Annotated in this window: 16 protein-coding genes and 1 other RNA gene; 12 read left to right on the top strand and 5 right to left on the bottom strand. The window is 63.6% G+C overall.

What is annotated here, in order from left to right; genetic code table 11:
- Positions 1-213: 213 nt before the first annotated feature.
- The 4 genes from ssrA to ompA form a co-directional block, all read right to left on the bottom strand.
- Positions 214-572: a transfer-messenger RNA gene (ssrA, locus tag AC07XB_RS27335) on the bottom strand.
- A gap of 88 nt (positions 573-660) precedes the next feature.
- Complete coding sequence (gph, locus tag AC07XB_RS27330; protein ID WP_416047841.1) at positions 661-1,332, bottom strand: phosphoglycolate phosphatase; 672 nt, start codon at positions 1,330-1,332, stop codon at positions 661-663.
- 2 nt (positions 1,333-1,334) lie between these two features.
- Positions 1,335-2,084 carry a bifunctional 2-polyprenyl-6-hydroxyphenol methylase/3-demethylubiquinol 3-O-methyltransferase UbiG gene (gene ubiG, locus AC07XB_RS27325; protein WP_459373108.1) on the bottom strand — a complete coding sequence of 250 codons (750 nt, stop codon included), beginning with the start codon at positions 2,082-2,084 and terminating at the stop codon, positions 1,335-1,337.
- Positions 2,085-2,195: 111 nt separating this feature from the next.
- Positions 2,196-2,855: an outer membrane protein OmpA gene (gene ompA, locus AC07XB_RS27320; protein ID WP_492373962.1), complete on the bottom strand. Its 660-nt coding sequence runs from the start codon at positions 2,853-2,855 to the stop codon at positions 2,196-2,198.
- A gap of 458 nt (positions 2,856-3,313) precedes the next feature.
- Here ompA and gyrA point away from each other — a divergent pair, with 458 nt between their 5' ends.
- The 7 genes from gyrA (at position 3,314) to aroA (ending at position 12,826) form a co-directional block, all read left to right on the top strand.
- The gene (gene gyrA, locus AC07XB_RS27315; protein WP_253931343.1) at positions 3,314-6,028 is read left to right on the top strand and encodes a DNA gyrase subunit A; all 2,715 of its coding nucleotides are present in this window, start codon (positions 3,314-3,316) and stop codon (positions 6,026-6,028) included.
- An 81-nt stretch (positions 6,029-6,109) separates the two neighbouring features.
- A complete protein-coding gene (locus tag AC07XB_RS27310) occupies positions 6,110-6,673 on the top strand; it encodes a DUF2059 domain-containing protein (RefSeq protein ID WP_043344476.1) in 564 nt (187 codons plus the stop codon).
- Between the two features lie 122 nt (positions 6,674-6,795).
- On the top strand, positions 6,796-7,956 hold the full coding sequence (serC, locus tag AC07XB_RS27305; protein WP_043344478.1) for a 3-phosphoserine/phosphohydroxythreonine transaminase: 1,161 nt from the start codon (positions 6,796-6,798) through the stop codon (positions 7,954-7,956).
- A gap of 117 nt (positions 7,957-8,073) precedes the next feature.
- Entirely contained in the window at positions 8,074-9,213 is a 1,140-nt protein-coding gene (gene pheA / locus AC07XB_RS27300) for a prephenate dehydratase (RefSeq protein ID WP_492373963.1), read from the top strand.
- Between the two features lie 44 nt (positions 9,214-9,257).
- Entirely contained in the window at positions 9,258-10,373 is a 1,116-nt protein-coding gene (gene hisC, locus AC07XB_RS27295; RefSeq protein ID WP_492373990.1) for a histidinol-phosphate transaminase, read from the top strand.
- 140 nt (positions 10,374-10,513) lie between these two features.
- On the top strand, positions 10,514-11,422 hold the full coding sequence (locus AC07XB_RS27290; protein ID WP_492373964.1) for a prephenate dehydrogenase: 909 nt from the start codon (positions 10,514-10,516) through the stop codon (positions 11,420-11,422).
- 93 nt (positions 11,423-11,515) lie between these two features.
- A complete protein-coding gene (gene aroA, locus AC07XB_RS27285; RefSeq protein ID WP_150992216.1) occupies positions 11,516-12,826 on the top strand; it encodes a 3-phosphoshikimate 1-carboxyvinyltransferase in 1,311 nt (436 codons plus the stop codon).
- On the opposite strand, the gene AC07XB_RS27280 is transcribed toward aroA, so the two are convergent.
- A complete protein-coding gene (locus tag AC07XB_RS27280; RefSeq protein WP_492373966.1) occupies positions 12,827-13,060 on the bottom strand; it encodes a DUF2061 domain-containing protein in 234 nt (77 codons plus the stop codon).
- A 134-nt stretch (positions 13,061-13,194) separates the two neighbouring features.
- Here AC07XB_RS27280 and cmk point away from each other — a divergent pair, with 134 nt between their 5' ends.
- The 5 genes from cmk (at position 13,195) to lapB (ending at position 18,010) form a co-directional block, all read left to right on the top strand.
- The gene (gene cmk / locus AC07XB_RS27275; RefSeq protein ID WP_416047847.1) at positions 13,195-13,857 is read left to right on the top strand and encodes a (d)CMP kinase; all 663 of its coding nucleotides are present in this window, start codon (positions 13,195-13,197) and stop codon (positions 13,855-13,857) included.
- Between the two features lie 151 nt (positions 13,858-14,008).
- Positions 14,009-15,703 (top strand): 30S ribosomal protein S1, encoded by a 1,695-nt coding sequence (rpsA, locus tag AC07XB_RS27270; protein ID WP_006158411.1) that lies wholly within the window; start codon positions 14,009-14,011, stop codon positions 15,701-15,703.
- A gap of 32 nt (positions 15,704-15,735) precedes the next feature.
- On the top strand, positions 15,736-16,233 hold the full coding sequence (locus AC07XB_RS27265) for an integration host factor subunit beta (RefSeq protein ID WP_492373968.1): 498 nt from the start codon (positions 15,736-15,738) through the stop codon (positions 16,231-16,233).
- Between the two features lie 205 nt (positions 16,234-16,438).
- Positions 16,439-16,768, top strand: a complete 330-nt coding sequence (locus AC07XB_RS27260) for a lipopolysaccharide assembly protein LapA domain-containing protein (RefSeq protein ID WP_492373969.1) — start codon at positions 16,439-16,441, stop codon at positions 16,766-16,768.
- A gap of 3 nt (positions 16,769-16,771) precedes the next feature.
- Positions 16,772-18,010 (top strand): lipopolysaccharide assembly protein LapB, encoded by a 1,239-nt coding sequence (gene lapB, locus AC07XB_RS27255; RefSeq protein WP_492830468.1) that lies wholly within the window; start codon positions 16,772-16,774, stop codon positions 18,008-18,010.
- Positions 18,011-18,035: the final 25 nt, after the last annotated feature.

Below are 18,035 nucleotides of genomic sequence, written 5' to 3'. Positions count from 1 at the left end.
TGCAGAGGCAGCTTGGGTAGATGATGCAGGCTTGGGGGCGTTATGTGAATCGGACAAATCTTAATTCGGCGGAAATTGCCCGCCTTTGCAGCAATTTTTTTGGGGTAGTGGGGGCTTTGCGCCACCCTCATTATCAAAGCCGGAAAAAAGAAAACCCCGAGGATGCCTATCCTCGGGGTTTCGGTAGTCCTGGAAATAACCGGGACTGAATATTGGTGGAGCCGGCGGGAATCGAACCCGCGTCCGCAAGCCCTCCACAGAGAGTTCTACATACTTAGTCCTGCCATTTGATTTAACCGGTGCATCGCGGACGGACACGCTCTACAACGGCGAGTCACTAAATTTTCGTCCCTAGGTCCGTGACAAACTCAGGGCTTATCTGGCGTTAATGACCTCGCGTAGTCTTGCGACTCTAGCCCGCCAGCGAGCCAGTGCGAGGACGGCCGCAATTAAGCGGCCAGTGCGTAACGTTCGTCGTTAGCAGTTATTGCATTCCCATTGATTAACGAGGTGACGGGTCCTCGGTATGCCCTCCACTGCTTTGTAACCCACGTCGAAACCAGGTCGGCCCCTGCGTGAACTGTGTGAACAGTGTCAAGAAGACAGATTGTACCCCGTCGGCGGCTTCAGGTGTAAATGCCTGCCGTGCCGCCTCGCGCGTCAGCGCTGTGCGCCAGGGGCCAGCAGCGCGATCAGCTCGCTGGGATGGCGCACCAGGTAGTCGGCGCCCCATGCCTCGGGCGGTTCGCCATCGCCGCAGTAGCCGTAGGCCGCGGTGATGGTGATCATGCCGGCGGCCTTGCCTGCCTGGATGTCGCGCACGTCATCGCCAACGTACACGCAGCGCCCGGGCGCCACGCCGCTGACTTCGGCGGCATGCAGCAGCGGTGCGGGGTGGGGCTTGGCATGCGCCGTGGTGTCGCCGCTGACCACGGCTGAGGCGCGCGGCGCCAGTCCGATGGCGGCGACCAGCGGCGCTGTGAAGCGCGTGATCTTGTTGGTGACGATACCCCACCGGATGCCGGCGGTTTCCAGCGCGTCCAGCACCTCGGCCATGCCATCGAACAGGCGCGTATGCACCGCGATGTCGGCCTCGTAGTAATCGAGGAAGGTGTCGCGCAGGGCGGGGAACTCTGGGTCGGCCGGGCTCTTGCCGAAGGCGGCGCCAATCAGGCCGCGTGCGCCGTGCGAGGCCACGGGGCGGAGTTTCTCGTAGTCCACGGGCGGGCGGCCATGCTCGGTGACGAGCCGGTTCGCGGCCGCGGCCAGGTCGGGGGCGGTGTCGGCGAGCGTGCCGTCGAGATCAAAGAAGACTGCGTCGTAGGTGCGCATGTTCAGGCGGGCCGGCGAAATGCCATCATATAGTTCACATCGGTGTCCCGGCCCAGCGAGTAGACCTGGGTCAGCGGGTTGTAGGTCATGCCGCGCATCTCGACCAGTTCGAGCCCGGTGTTGCGGGCGTAGCGGGCGAGTTCGGACGGCGTGATGAACTTGTCGTAGTCATGCGTGCCGCGCGGCAGCATCTTGAGCACGTATTCGGCGCCGACCACGGCCAGCAGATAGGCCTTGAGGTTGCGGTTGATCGTGGAGCAGAACACGTAGCCGCCCGGGCGTACCAGCGTGGCGCAGGCGCGCAGGATCGATTGCGGGTCGGGCACGTGCTCCAGCATTTCCATGCAGGTCACCACATCGACGCTGGCGGGCATGCGCGCCGCCAGCGCTTCGGCAGCGATCTCTTCGTAGGTCACTGTCACGCCGGACTCCAGGCTGTGCAGGTCGGCGACCTTCAGTGCCTTGGTGGACAGGTCGATGCCGCGCACCGTGGCGCCGGTGCGCGCCATGCTCTCCGCCAGGATGCCACCACCGCAGCCGATGTCGACCACGTCCTTGCCCTTGAGGCTGGCGATGCCGTCGATCCAGCCGAGCCGCAGGGGGTTGAGTTCGTGCAGCGGCTTGAACTCGCTTTCCGGATCCCACCAGCGATGGGCCAGCTCGCTGAATTTGTCGATTTCGCGTGCGTCGGCGTTCTTACCGATCAAGGTAGTTTCAACGGTCGGATGGAGCGGGGAGGATATCTGCGTCATGGAGTTTGGCGCGCCACCAGGGCGGCAGCGTGAAAGCGGAGGGTATGCTGCGACTGTATCAAAAAAAAAGCCCAGCTTGCGCTGGGCTTTCTTTCATCGGAAAGGTTCCGATTAACGTGCGCTGCGGGTGCCGACCACTTCGACTTCCACGCGACGATTCGGCTGCTGGCAGGCGATTTGTGCCTTGCGATTGCCCTTGCACGACTTCGGGTCAACCTTCAGCTGACGCTTGCCCTTGCCTTCCGTGTAGACACGGTTGGCTTCCACGCCCTTGCTGACCAGATAGGCCTTGACGGCTTCAGCACGACGGATCGACAGGCGATCGTTGTACTTGTCCGAGCCGAACGAGTCGGTGTGGCCAACTGCGATAATCACTTCCAGGGTGATGCCCGACAGCTTGGAGGTCAGGTCGTCCAGCTTAGCCTTGCCTTCCGGCTTCAGCACAGCCTTGTCGAAATCGAACAGGGTGTCAGCAGCGAAAGTGACCTTTTCGCTGGAAACAACCGGAGGAGCAACCGGTGCCACCGAGGGGGCAGCCGGAGCGACCGCCGGAGCCAGGGCGCCATCGCACAGGGCGTTGGCGGTGGCCGGGGTCCACGAGCTGTCGCGCCAGCAGAGCTCGTTCGTGCCGTTCTTCCACACGTACTCGCTCGTACCGTTGCCCCAGTTATCGTTCACAGCCTTCTTTTCGTAGGGGACGGACTGGGCTTGAGCGGATGCAGCCATTACTGCGGTAGCTGCAACGAGCGCGAGCTTGGCAAATTTTTTCATATTTCTCCTCTCAGGATGAGATCACCGCAGGGTTACTGCGAGCAAATGGACGGAAACAAGTCATACATTCTTCGGAGTATAACATTCTCGATGCGGTGTATGCTCCACTTCGAACAATGTCTGGCTCTTCGCTGGGGAATTGTGCCACAAGGGTCGTTTCCTAAGAAGTAAATATATTCGATTCCATCAATGGGTTTTAGGCCTGTGGTGTTTGTGCAACATGGCCCTTGCGATGCCCGCAAACCCTTGTCAGGCCGTGCTTGCAGGATTTTCGACTCGGCCTTGCGCGTGCTTTCCGGGCGCTGCCGAAGCCCCTGCCAAGGGGGGCGCCGCGGCTGCGGGAGAGGGCAGCCGCGCATGTTAGAATGTCACGTTGCCCACCTGTCAGACGCCGCTTTGGCGAATGGCGATTCACCTGGGTGCCTTCTGTTTAAATTCGCCGGATAACCCACGCCGCAATGGATCAATTCGCCAAAGAAACCCTTCCGGTCTCCCTCGAAGAGGAAATGCGCCGTTCCTATCTCGATTACGCCATGAGCGTGATCGTCGGGCGCGCGCTTCCCGATGTGCGGGATGGCTTGAAGCCGGTACACCGGCGTGTGCTCTATGCGATGCATGAGCTTAACAACGACTGGAACCGGCCGTACAAGAAATCGGCCCGTATCGTCGGGGACGTGATTGGTAAGTATCACCCCCACGGCGACACTGCTGTATACGATACGATCGTGCGGATGGCGCAGAATTTCTCGCTGCGCTACATGCTGGTCGATGGCCAGGGTAACTTCGGTTCGGTGGACGGGGATAACGCGGCAGCCATGCGTTATACCGAAATCCGCCTGTCCAAGATTGCCCACGAGATGCTGCTCGATATCGATAAGGAAACTGTCGATTTCGGGCCGAATTATGACGGCTCCGAACATGAGCCGCTGATTCTGCCGGCACGCATCCCGAATCTGCTGATTAATGGTTCGTCGGGTATCGCGGTGGGTATGGCCACCAATATCCCGCCGCATAACCTTAACGAAGTGGTCGATGGCTGCCTGCATCTGCTGCGTAATCCGCAAGCTACGATTGACGAACTGATCGAGCTGATTCCGGCGCCGGACTTCCCGACCGCCGGCATTATCTATGGCATCCAGGGCGTGCGCGAAGGCTACCGCACCGGCCGCGGCCGCGTCGTCATGCGCGCCAAGACGCACTTCGAGGATATCGACCGTGGCCAGCGCCAGGCGATCATCGTCGACGAGCTGCCTTACCAGGTCAACAAGCGCACCCTGCTCGAGCGCATCGCCGAGCTGGTGACGGACAAGAAGGTCGAGGGCATCTCCGATATCCGCGACGAGTCCGACAAATCCGGCATGCGCGTGGTGATCGAGCTCAAGCGCAACGAAGTGCCGGAAGTGGTGCTGAACAATCTATATAAGCACACCCAGCTGCAGGACACCTTCGGCATGAACATGGTGGCGCTGGTCGATGGCCAGCCGCGCCTGCTGAACCTGCGCCAGATGCTGGATTGCTTCCTGTCGCACCGGCGCGAGGTCGTCACCCGCCGCACCGTGTTCGAGCTGCGCAAGGCGCGCGAGCGCGGCCATGTGCTGGAGGGCCTGGCGGTGGCTCTCGCCAACATCGATGAGTTCATCGCGATCATCAAGGCGGCGCCCACGCCCCCCATCGCCAAGCAAGGGCTGATGGCCAAGGCCTGGGATTCCAGCCTGGTGCGCGAAATGCTGGCACGCGCTGAAGGCGACACCGCCGGCGGCCGGGCGTCCTACCGCCCGGACGGTCTGCCGGCCATCTTCGGCATGCAAGCCGACGGGCTGTACCGCCTGTCCGACTCGCAAGCCCAGGAAATCCTGCAGATGCGCCTGCAGCGCCTCACGGGCCTGGAGCAGGACAAGATCGTCCAGGAATACCGCGATGTCATGGCGGTCATCTCCGACCTGCTCGACATCCTGTCGCGCCCGGAGCGCATCAGCACCATCATCACCGACGAGCTGACCGCCATCCGTGCCGAGTTCGGCGACCTGCGCCGTTCGCACATCGAGCTCAACGCCACCGAGCTCGATACCGAGGACCTGATCACCCCGCAGGACATGGTGGTGACCCTGTCGCACAGTGGCTATATGAAGAGCCAGCCGATTTCCGAGTACCGCGCGCAAAAGCGCGGCGGCCGCGGCAAGCTGGCGACCACCACCAAGGAAGACGACTGGATCGACACGCTGTTCGTCGCCAACACGCATGACTACATCCTGTGCTTCTCGAACCGCGGCCGGCTGTACTGGCTGAAGGTGTACGAGGTGCCACAGGGGTCGCGCAACTCGCGCGGCAGGCCGATCGTCAATATGTTCCCGCTGTCCGATGGCGAGAAGATCAACGTCATCCTGCCGGTGCGCCAGTTCGACGCCGAGCACTTCATCTTCATGAGCACCGCGCGCGGCACTGTCAAGAAGACGGCGCTGACCGAGTTCTCGAACCCGCGCAAGGCCGGCATCATCGCAGTCGACCTCGATGAGGGCGACTACCTGATCGGCGCTGCCGTCACCGACGGCCAGCACGACGTGATGCTGTTCTCGGATTCCGGCAAGGCCGTGCGCTTCGACGAAAACGACGTGCGTCCGATGGGCCGCCAGGCCCGCGGCGTGCGCGGCATGAACCTGGAAGAAAGCCAGACCGTGATCGCCATGCTGGTGGCCCCGGCCGAGACCAGCGAGCAGGCCGTCGCAGTGGGCAGTGTGCTGACCGCCACCGAAAACGGTTACGGCAAGCGCACCCCGATCGCCGAGTACACTCGACATGGCCGTGGCACCAAGGGCATGATTGCGATCCAGACGAGCGAGCGCAACGGCCGGGTAGTGGCTGCCGCGCTGGTGTCGCCGGAGGACGAGATCATGCTGATCACGACCGGCGGCGTGCTGATCCGCACACGTGTGTCTGAAATCCGCGAGATGGGACGTGCCACGCAAGGCGTGACCCTGATCAATGTGGACGAGGGCACCAAGCTGTCCGGCCTGCAGCGAATCGTCGAAAGCGATGCCGACAACGGTGTGGCGGGCGACGAACTCGAAGAAGGGGCTGACGCGGTGGATGCGGCGGCTCCGGCTGCCGACGGTGAGCAGGCAGGTGCGCAGGACGGCACCGACGCCGGCACACCTGACACAGGATCAAATTCGTAAGTTGTTGCAACATTGACCCGTTATCCGGAACTCGATTGCCGGCTGCGGGACTAAAACGGACATATTTACAAGGGAGTCACAATGCTCAAAACCTATCGACGTATCGCTGTTCTGGCTGCCTTCGTACCGGCCATGATGCTGGCCAACGCGGCGCATGCCCAGGACGCCGACAAGACCGCTGCCATCAAGGAACTGCTGACCGTGATGCAAGCCGACCAGGCCGTCAAGGGCCAGGCCGAGAACTGGCAGCAAGGCGCCAAGCAGGAAGCGCCCATGGTCCTGGAGCAGGTACTGGTCGAGAACAAGACGCTCAACGACAAGCAAAAGCAGGCTGCCGTCGAGAAGCTCAAGAAGAACGGCGCGGTGCAGCGCATGGTCGATGGTGCCGGCACGGCGTTCACCACCGATGGCTTCAAGACCGATGCCATGAAGGCCCACTACGACGCCTTCGGCAAGTACTACAGCGCCCAGGAAATCAAGGACCTGACCACGTTCCTGAAGTCGCCGACCGGCCAGAAGTTCATGGCTAACCAGGGCAAGGCGACCCAGGAAATCTGGGGCTCGATGATGCAAAAGTACGGCCCGCAAGTCGGCAAGTCGATGCGCGACGCCGCCGAGAAGGAAATCGCCGCCGCGGCGAAGTAATTCGCCGGCGGGCAGGCTGGGCGGGCGGGGCGCTGTCCTCGCCTCCCCAATCTGGCGCGGGTTTGATGGATAATGGCTGCTTGGGTAATACCGGCAGCCATTTTTCATTTCCATCTCGATCCATGAACGAACCCCAGAATCCAGCACTTGCCGCCATGATGCAGCGCGCCGTGGCCGAGCGTGTCTATAACTTCTCGCCCGGTCCGGCGGCCCTGCCGACCGAAGTGCTGCTGCAGGCAGCCGACGAGATGCTGTCGTGGCACGGATCCGGCGTGTCGGTGATGGAAATGAGCCACCGCAGCCGCGAGTTCGAGAGCATCCAGGCCGAGGCGCTGGCCAACCTGCGCGAACTGCTGCAGGTGCCGAAGAACTTCCGTATCCTGTTCCTGCAGGGCGGTGCCATCGGCGAAAACGGCATCGTGCCGCTGAACCTGATGCGCCGCGTGAACGCGGATCGTCCCAAGGCGGATTTCGTCGTCACCGGCACCTGGTCGGTCAAGTCCGAGCAGGAAGCGCGCCGCTACGGCGAGGTGAATATCGCAGCCACCAGCACCGCGCAAAAGTTCGCCCGCATCCCGGATGTGGCTGACTGGAAGCTGTCGGACGATGCTGCCTACGTGCACCTGTGCACCAACGAAACCATCGTTGGCGTGGAGTTCCAGGACGTGCCCGACATCGGCCAGCACCGCGACGGCGGACCGGTCGTGGTCGCCGACGTTTCCAGCCACATCCTGTCGCGCCCGGTCGACTGGTCGCGCGTGCAGGTAGCCTACGGCGGCGCGCAAAAGAACATCGGGCCGGCCGGCCTGACTATCGTGATCGTGCGCGAAGACCTGCTGGGCCATGCGCATCCCCTGTGCCCGTCCGCCTTCAACTGGCGCCTGGTGGCCGAGCATGACTCGATGTACAACACGCCGCCGACCTATTCCATCTATATCGCCGGGCTGGTTTTCAAGTGGCTCAAGGCGCAAGGCGGCGTAGGCGCCATCGAGCAACGCAATATCGCCAAATCGCACGCGCTGTACGAGTTCCTCGACCAGAGCGCGTTCTACCGCAACGAGATCGATCCTGGCAGCCGCTCGCGCATGAACGTGCCGTTCTTCCTGGCCGACGAATCCCGCAACGACGCCTTCCTGGCAGGCGCGCGCGCCAACGGCCTGGTGCAGTTGAAGGGCCATAAGTCGGTCGGCGGCATGCGCGCCAGCCTCTACAACGCCATGCCGATCGAGGGCGTTGCCGCCCTGATCGAGTACATGCGCGAGTTCGAGCGGACCGCGGCCTGATCCTTTGTTCGCTGCGGCATCGCTTGGCGATGCCGCAGCGGTGCCGATTCGGTTTTACCCAAGGCCATTTCACTGCCATTGGCACTGCGCAATGGCGTGGCGTAGCGGATTCATACAATGACAAATCAAGACAAGCAAGGCGTGCAGGGGGAGGCGCAGCAGGACAATGGCGCGGCCGAAAAGGCGCTGGGCGTCGAGCTGACGCCGCTGCGTGAGCAGATCGACACGCTCGACCGCGAACTGCTGGCGATGCTGAACCGCCGCGCGCAACTCGCCCTCGATGTGGGCGAGGTCAAGAAGAAGTACGGCGCGCCGGTGTTCCGCCCCGAGCGCGAGCTGCAGGTGATCCGCAAGGTGCAGGGGGCCAACCCCGGCCCCCTGCTAGACGACAGCGTGGCGGCAATCTGGCGTGAAGTGATGTCGGCCTGCCGCGGGCTGGAGAAGCCGCTCGAGGTGGCCTTCCTCGGCCCGGCAGGCACGTTCTCGGAGCAGGCGCTGTACGCGCACTTTGGCCACGAGGTCAGCGGCGTACCCTGCCCCAGTATTGATGAGGTGTTCCGCGCGGTGGAAGCCGGCACCGTTGAGTACGGCGTGGTGCCGGTGGAGAATTCCACCGAGGGCGCGGTCTCGCGCACGCTGGACCTGTTCCTGCAGACCTCGCTGAAGATCAGTGGCGAGATCGCGCTGAAGGTGCACCACAACCTGATGGCGTCGTCGCCCGATATGAAGGGCGTGACCGTGGTGCGCGCGCATGCGCAGGCGCTGGCGCAGTGCCAGCACTGGCTCACGGCCAACTACCCGCACCTGGAGCGCCAGGCGGTGTCGAGCAATGCGGAAGCGGCACGCATGGCCAGCGAGGATCCCACCGTGGCGGCCATCGCCGGCGAGTCGGCGGCCAATCGCTACCACCTGCATCTGGTGCGCACGCACATCCAGGATGATCCGCATAACCGCACGCGCTTCGCCGTGATCGGCCGCTACGAGACCGAGCCCTCCGGCAGCGACCAGACCTCGATGATCCTCTCGGTGCCCAACAAGGCCGGTGCGGTCTACCAGCTGCTTGCGCCGCTGGCCGACAACGGCGTGTCGATGTGCCGGTTCGAGTCGCGGCCCGCGCGCAGCGGCGCGTGGGAGTACTACTTCTACGTCGACGTCGAAGGCCACCAGCACGATGCTTCAGTGGCGCGCGCGCTGGAAGAGCTGCGCCGCAACGCGGCTTACTTCAAGGTGCTGGGCTCGTATCCGTCCAGCCGGTAACAGGATCGGCGATCCGCGAACAACGTTTCAGAGAAGGAATGAGCATGGCAGAGCAGGGCAAGCAGTTCGGTCCCGAGTATGTGCGGGCGATTTCCCCGTACGTGGCGGGCAAGCCGATTTCCGAAGTGGCGCGCGAGTTTGGCCTGGTCGAGTCCACCATCGTCAAGCTGGCCTCGAACGAGAATCCGCTCGGCATGCCCGAATCGGCCCGGACCGCTATCGCTGCCGCCGTGGCCGACCTGGGCCGTTACCCGGACGCGAACGGCTTCGCCTTGAAGGGCGCGCTGTCGGCCCGCTTCGACGTGCCGGCCGACTGGCTCACGCTAGGCAACGGCAGCAACGATATCCTGGAAATCGCGGCGCATGCGCTGGTCAAGCCGGGCGAGTCGATCGTCTATGCTGAGCATTCTTTCGCGGTGTACGCGCTGGCCACGCAGGAAGTCGGCGCGCGCGCCATTGAGGTAAAGGCGCGCGACTACGGCCACGATCTCGACGCCATGGCCGAGGCCATCGCCCCGGACACGCGCCTGGTCTTTATCGCCAATCCTAACAACCCGACCGGCACCTTCCTGCCGGCCGCCGAGATCGAGGCCTTCCTGGCCAAGGTGCCGGCCGATGTGGTGGTGGTGCTGGACGAGGCCTACAACGAATATCTGGACGACGCGCAGCAGTACGATTCGATCGCGTGGGTCCGCAAGTATCCCAACCTGCTGGTATCGCGCACCTTCTCCAAGGCCTATGGCCTGGCCGGGCTGCGCATTGGCTACGCCGTGGCGCAGCCCGCGCTGACCGATCTGCTCAACCGCATCCGCCAACCCTTCAATGTCAACAGCCTGGCCCAGGCAGCGGCGGTGGCGGCGCTGGGCGATGCGGCCTTCCTGCAGCGCAGCGCCGAGCTGAACCGTGCCGGCAAGGCGCAACTGGTGGCGGCGTTCGACCGGCTTGGCCTGCAATACGTGCCGTCCTCGGGCAATTTCGTGCTGGTGCGCGTGGGGCGGGACGATGGCGCCGGCGCGCGCGTCAACCTGGCGCTGCTCAAGCAGGGCGTGATCGTACGGCCGGTGGGCAACTACAACCTGCCGCAATGGCTGCGTATCACCATCGGCCTGCCCGAGGAAAACGCGGCGTTTATCGCGGCGCTGGAAAAGGCCCTCAAGTAAGCACTGTTGCAAGCAATGCCCCGGCCCTCTGCGGGCCGGTGGCATGCAAGCTCGCGCAAAGGCGCAATGGCGGCGCCGCCCTCCGGCGGAGAAGTTACAATATCGGATTCCCGAACTTCCTTGCCTGGCAGCGTATCCCCGTGACCGTTCCTGCGTCCGCTCCATTTTTTTCCCGTGTCGTCATTGTCGGCGTCGGCCTGATCGGCGGCTCGCTGGCACTCGCGCTCAAGCGCGCAGGTGCGGTCGGCACGGTGGTCGGCGTCGGCCGCTCGCAAGCTTCGCTCGAGCGAGCGCTCAAGCTGGGCGTGATTGACGAGGCGGCCACGCTGGAAGACGCCGCCAAGGGCGCCAGCATGATCGTGCTGTGCGCACCGGTGGCGCAGACCTTTGCGCTGCTCCATGCACTTGAGCCGCATCTGGAGCCAGCTACGATCATCACGGATGCCGGCAGCACCAAGTCCGACGTCATCATGGCGGCCAAGACCGCGTTGGGCGACAAGGCGGCCCAGTTCGTGCCGGCGCATCCGATTGCCGGGCGCGAGCTGCATGGCGTGGAAGCGGCGCTGGACGATCTCTATGTTGGCAAGAAAGTCGTGCTGTGCCCGCTGCAGGAAAATAGCCGCATTGACGTTGCGGCCGTGCGCGCCATGTGGGAGACCGCGGGCGCCCAGTGCAGCGTGATGTCGGCCGTGCAGCACGATGCCGTGTTTGCCGCCGTCAGCCATTTGCCGCACCTGCTGTCCTATGCGCTGGTGGCCCAGGTGGCCAATGCCGAAGACGCGGCGCTCAAGCTCGATTTCGCGGGCGGCGGCTTCCGGGATTTCACCCGGATCGCGGCGTCGTCGCCGGAGATGTGGCGCGATATCTGCGTTGGCAACCGCGAGGCGATGTTGAGTGAGCTCAGCACCTACCAGGCCATGCTGGCGCATCTGAAGACCCTGATCGAAAACAGCAACGGCGAGGGCCTGGAACGTATTTTCCAGCGCGCCAGCCAGGTGCGGCAGCAATGGGGCGCGCAGCGCGCGCCGGCTGTCAACGCCGAGCCCTGATCGCCACGCAATCCGGCGCTACACGAACGCCACGTCACCAACGAAAGCGGCACGCCTTTCATCGAAAGCCGCCCGCCAACTAGCATGGAAACCATGGAACATCTCACGCTCGGTCCCTTCACTCGCGCTTCGGGCACGGTTCGCCTGCCGGGTTCCAAGAGCATCTCGAACCGGGTCCTGTTGCTGGCGGCGCTGGCCGAGGGCGAGACCCGCGTGTGCGACCTGCTCGACTCGGATGACACGCGCGTGATGCTGCAGGCGCTGCGCACGCTGGGCGTGGAATGGCGCCAGGAGGAAGGTGCTTGCGTGGTGCGCGGCGTGGGCGGCAAATTTCCCAACAAGGCAGCCGAGCTGTTCATGGGCAATGCGGGGACGGCCATTCGCCCGCTGACCGCGGCGCTGGCGCTGCAGGGCGGGAGCTACAAGCTGTCCGGCGTGCCGCGCATGCATGAGCGGCCGATCGGCGATCTGGTCGATGGTCTGCGCCAGATTGGCGCGAGCGTCGCCTACCTTGGCACCGAGGGCTATCCGCCCTTGCAGATTTCTCCCGCACGGATTCGCATCGATGCGCCGATCCGCGTGCGTGGCGACGTGTCCAGCCAGTTCCTGACGGCGTTGCTGATGGCCTTGCCGCTGGCCGATGCGCCTGGCGACACCATCGAGATCGAAGTGGTGGGCGAGCTGATTTCCAAGCCCTATGTGGAGATCACGCTCAACCTGCTGGCGCGCTTTGGCATCGAGATCCGGCGCGAGGGCTGGTCACGCTTCATCCTGCCGGCTCGCGCGGCATACCGCTCGCCGGGCGAAATTTTTGTCGAGGGCGACGCGTCCTCGGCCTCATACTTCCTGGCTGCGGGCGCCATCGGCGGCGGCCCGCTGCGGGTGGAGGGCGTGGGCATGGCCAGCATCCAGGGCGACGTCAAGTTTGCCGAGGCGCTTAACCGCATGGGCGCCAACGTGATGGCCGGCGCCAACTGGATCGAGGTCCGCGGCACCGAGCGCGACGATGGCCGCTTGAACGGCATCGAGCTGGACTGCAACCATATTCCGGACGCCGCCATGACCCTGGCGGTGGCGGCGCTGTTCGCCGAGGGGCCTACTACGCTAACCAATATCGCCAGCTGGCGAGTCAAGGAAACCGACCGCATCAGCGCCATGGCCACCGAGTTGCGCAAGCTAGGCGTCGAAGTGGAGGAGGGTGCGGATTACCTGAAGGTGACGCCACCGGCCCAATCCGCCTGGCAGACCCCGGCCGCCGGCATCGATACTTACGATGACCACCGCATGGCGATGTGCTTTTCGCTGGCCGCGTTCGGTCCGCTGCCGGTGCGCATCAACGAGCCTGGCTGCGTTGCAAAGACGTTCCCGGATTACTTCGAGGTGTTTGGCGCGGTGGCGCGCTGATCACGCGGCCAGTGGCAGGTCATCGGCGCCGCGCCCGGTTTGGGGCAGGGTCTTGTGCTTCGCCACGGGTTCGCGCCGTTCCCAGTAGCGGTCGAAGAAGTAATGCGCCACAGTGTTGACTGCCGGTTCGATGAAGGTCACGGCGCCGCTGACAGCCAGATTGCCGGTCAGGGCATAAGTGACGCCAAAGGCAATGACAACGTGCATGATGCCGAACGACAGGGTCTTAGCCATGGTAGATTGCCTCGCGAAGATGTCGGTTGTTTGCTGCTTGGGCCCGCGATTTTGTCCGGTGCCTGTCATGAACTACATGCTAATGATTCCCAATTGATTTAAGAAATCAATATTTTGTTCTGTATTAATAAACAATGACTATCGTCGACGTCATCACCATCGACGGGCCCACCGCATCGGGAAAGGGCACCGTAGCGCACAAGGTGGCCGACGCGCTCAGCTTCCATTTGCTGGACAGCGGTGCGTTGTACCGCCTGGTGGCGCTCGCCAGCGAGCGTGCGGGCATCGACATGCAGGATGTGGAGGGGCTGGCCAGCCTGGCTACCCGCCTCGATGTGAAGTTCGGGCCTGACCGTGTCTGGCTGCGCGGCGAAGAGGTCAGCCTGGCCATCCGCGCGGAAGCCACCGGCAATAGGGCCTCTGCGATCGCCGTGCACCAGCCGGTGCGCGACGCCCTGACGGCGTTGCAGCGCGGTTTTCGCAAGCTGCCGGGCCTGGTTGCCGACGGCCGCGACATGGGCACCGTGATTTTCCCGGACGCCAGGCTGAAGGTGTTCCTGACGGCAAGTGTCGAGGCGCGCGCTCGCAGGCGCTATAAACAATTGATTGATAAGGGAATTTCTGCTAATATCGAAGACCTTTTGCGAGACCTAGAGTCGCGCGACCAGCGGGATCGCTCCCGCACGGCCGCGCCGCTGCGTCCCGCAGAGGATGCGCACTTGCTTGATACCTCCGACATGACGGTGGATCAGGCGGTGGCGCAGGTGCTGCAATGGTATGGCGCGCCGGGTTCCTGACCCGCGCTAGTCGAGCCGCTGCAACACCGAAGTGCCGGCAGAGCCTGCAAGCGCAGATCCGCCGGTGTTGTTCAACCTGACCCCGCTGCCCGGTGCAGACTGAGCGCGATCCACGCGCCGGCCCGAGTACTGCGGATTGATACTCAAGTTTATGTCCGACCTGCAAACTAACGAATCCTTTGCCGCACTGTTCGAGGAATCCGTCGCCCGCTCCAATATGAAGGCTGGCGAAGTGATTTCCGCTGAAGTCGTGCGCATCGACCACAATTTCGTGGTCGTCAACGCCGGCCTCAAATCGGAAGCCTTTGTGCCGGTGGAGGAGTTCCTGAACGACCAGGGCGAACTCGAAGTGCAGGCCGGCGACTACGTCTCCGTGGCCATCGACGCGCTCGAGAACGGCTATGGCGACACGATTCTCTCCCGCGACAAGGCCAAGCGCCTGGCATCGTGGCTGAACCTCGAGAAGGCGCTGGAAGACGGCGAAATCATCTCGGGCACGGTCACTGGCAAGGTCAAGGGCGGCCTGACCGTCATGGTCAACGGCATCCGCGCGTTCCTGCCGGGCTCGCTGGTCGACGTGCGTCCGATCAAGGACACCACGCCGTACGAAGGCAAGACCCTGGAATTCAAGGTCATCAAGCTGGACCGCAAGCGCAACAACGTGGTGCTGTCGCGCCGCGCCGTTGTGGAAGCGACCCTGGGCGAAGAGCGCCAGAAGCTGATGGAAACCCTGAAGGAAGGCGCTATCGTCAACGGTATCGTCAAGAACATCACGGACTACGGCGCATTCGTGGACCTGGGTGGCATCGACGGCCTGCTGCACATCACCGACCTGGCATGGCGTCGTGTGCGTCACCCGAGCGAAGTGCTGTCGGTTGGCCAGGAAATCACCGCCAAGATCCTCAAGTTCGACCAAGAGAAGAACCGCGTCTCGCTGGGCGTGAAGCAACTGGGCGAAGATCCGTGGGTCGGCATCTCGCGTCGTTACCCGCAAAGCACCCGCCTGTTCGGCAAGGTGACCAACCTGACCGACTACGGCGCATTCGTTGAAATCGAAGCCGGCATCGAAGGCCTGGTCCACGTTTCCGAAATGGACTGGACCAACAAGAACGTCGCTCCGTCGAAGGTTGTCCAGCTGGGCGACGAAGTCGAAGTCATGGTTCTGGATATCGACGAAGACAAGCGTCGTATCAGCCTGGGCATGAAGCAATGCAAGGCCAATCCGTGGGACGATTTCAGCCGTAACCACAAGAAGGGCGACAAGCTGGGCGGCCAGATCAAGTCGATCACCGACTTTGGCGTGTTCATCGGCCTGCCCGGTGGCATCGACGGCCTGGTGCACCTGTCCGACCTGTCCTGGCAAGAAACCGGCGAAGAAGCCGTGCGCAAGTACAAGAAGGGCGACGAAGTGGAAGCCGTGGTTCTGGGCATCGACGTCGACAAGGAGCGCATCTCGCTGGGTATCAAGCAGCTGTCGGGCGACCCGTTCAACAACTTCATCTCGGCTAACGACAAGGGTTCCCTGGTCAACGGCACGATCAAGACTGTTGATGCCAAGGGCGCTGTCGTGCAACTGGCTGATGACGTCGAAGGCTACCTGCGCGCATCCGAAATCTCGGCTGACCGCGTGGAAGATGCTCGCAACGTGCTGAAGGAAGGCGAACAAATCACCGCCCTGGTGGTGAACGTCGACCGCAAGTCGCGCAACATCAACCTGTCGATCAAGGCCAAGGACAACGTCGAGCAGCAAGAAGCCATGCAAAAGTTCGCTGCCGACACCGGCACGGCTGGCACGACCAACCTGGGCGCGCTGCTGAAGGCCAAGCTCGGCCAGGACAACCAGTAAGCATTGGTTCTTACGCCTGCTAGCGGATGCCCATGACCAAGTCCGAGCTTGTCGAAAAACTGGCTGCCCGGTTCCCGCAGCTGTTGCTGCGGGATGCGGACATCTCGGTGAAGACGATCCTCGACGCGATGTCCGAAGCGCTGGCTGATGGCCACCGCATCGAGATTCGCGGATTCGGCAGTTTTGGTCTGAACCGGCGTCCGCCGCGCGTGGGACGCAACCCCAAGTCCGGCGAACGTGTGCTGGTGCCCGAGAAACGGGTGCCGCACTTCAAGGCGGGCAAGGAGTTGCGTGAACGAGTCGATCGCAGCCCGGCGCTGCCGCAGGCAGGTAGCGGCGGCACTGGCGCCAATGCCAACGGAAGTCTCGTTGGCAACGGCAATGCGAATGGCGGCACCCATGGCGGCAGCAATGGCCATGGCGCTACGGCTGGTGCAGGTCATGTGACCGCGCCTGGCCCGGCGAAGCCGGCAGCCGCTGCCGGCAACGCCTTGCATGATGATGGCGGGCTGAAGCTGGCCCAGTCCTGAATCCGCCGCGTTTGGCTTGTGATGTGCCTGGATAGTCAAAAAAGCGCCCCTTATCGGGGCGCTTTTTCATTGTGCGAGCATACAAGACGTTACCGTTGGCGCGAGGCGATTCCGCTACAATGCCGGGAATCCACCGAGGGGGCACCGCCCGCCGACGTCCGCATCACCGGAGTCCGATTCATCCCATCTGCCGCATGAAGCCCGCATGAAACTTGTCGCCTGGATCATCCGCATCGTCCTGTTCGCGCTGCTGTTCGTGCTGGCGCTGCGCAATACCGCCGACGTCTCGCTGCAGCTCTTTTTTGATGCCGTCTGGCGCGCGCCGCTGATCCTGATCTTGCTGGCCGCGTTCGGGCTGGGCATCCTCGCCGCGCTCGCGGCGCTGGCGCCCGTGCTGATGCGCCAGCGCATGGAGGCAGGCCGGCTGCGGCGTGCGCTGGGCGAGGCGCGCAGCCAGTCGGCGGAAGGTGCGCGCGACCCACAGGCCGCGGCAGGTTCCGGTATTCCTTACAACGTAGTTGGCCCGAAAGTCTGACCCATGATTTTTGAAACCTGGTGGCTGCTGGCGCTGCCGCTCATTTTCGGCCTCGGCTGGATGGCTGCCCGCTTCGATGCGCGCCAGCTGATGAGCGAGCAGGGCGCGCTGCCGCGCTCCTATTTCAAGGGGCTGAATTTCCTGCTCAACGAGCAGCCCGACCAAGCCATCGACGCGTTCATCGAGGTGGTGCGCCTGGACCCCGAGACCACCGAGCTGCACTTTGCGCTTGGCGCTTTGTTCCGCCGGCGTGGTGAAACCGAACGCGCCATCCGCGTGCACCAGAACCTGGCTAGCCGCCAGGATCTTCCCGATGCCGAGCGCGAGCACGCACTCTATGAGCTGGGCCAGGATTTCCTGCGCGCCGGCCTGCTTGACCGCGCGGAGGAATCGCTGCGCCGGCTGATGTCAGGGCCGTACGCGGCCCCGGCCAAGCATGTGCTTCTGGAGCTTTACGAAGTCGAGAAAGAGTGGAAGAAAGCCATCGACGCGGCACGCGAGCTGCAGCCGCTGGAGCAGAAGGACTACAGTGTGCAGATCGCGCAGTTCTGCTGCGAACTGGCACAGGACGCGCTGCAGCGCAAGCAGCCCGATGACGCCATCGGCTGGCTGCAGCAGGCTGCGAAGGAAAACCCCGCCAATGTGCGTGCGCCGATGCTGCTGGGCGATGTGGCCATGGCCGCGGGCGACGCGCAAGGCGCGCTTGGCCACTGGCTGGGCATCGAGAAGCAGGACGCGTCTTACCTGCCGCTGGTGGCGGATCGGGTGGTCAAAGCGTACCGCCAGCTCGGCGACGATGGCCGGGCGCTGGAGTGGCTGCGCGGACTGCTGAAGACGAACCTGGCTGCCGAGCTGCTCGATAGTGCCTATCGCGCCGAGCTGGAGCAGCACGGCGCGCATGCCGCGGCCGTCCTGATGCGAGAGCAATTGCGCCGGCAGCCGTCGTTGCAGGCGCTGACCAAGTATTTTGAGGCGCAGGCCGCCGAGGTAGCGCAAGCCAGCGTGGCTGTCACGGCCGATGCGGCCGATGCGGCTGACGGCGAGCCGGCGGGCTCCGCACACGATGTCGAACATGAGCAGGAGGTGTCGGCGATTCGCGACCTGCTGCAGCACCGCACGCGTAACCTGGCGCGCTATACCTGCCGCGAGTGCGGTTTCCGCGCCCGGTTGTTCTATTGGCAGTGCCCTGGCTGCAACCGCTGGGAAACCTACGCACCGCGCCGTTCCGAGGCGCTCGGCTGATGCTGGCGCCGATGTCGATGTTGCT

Source organism: Cupriavidus sp. GW821-FHT02F09, from assembly GCF_059421605.1.
Note: the sequence above shows the minus strand (reverse complement) of the source record. Positions and strands in the feature narration are given on the sequence as shown.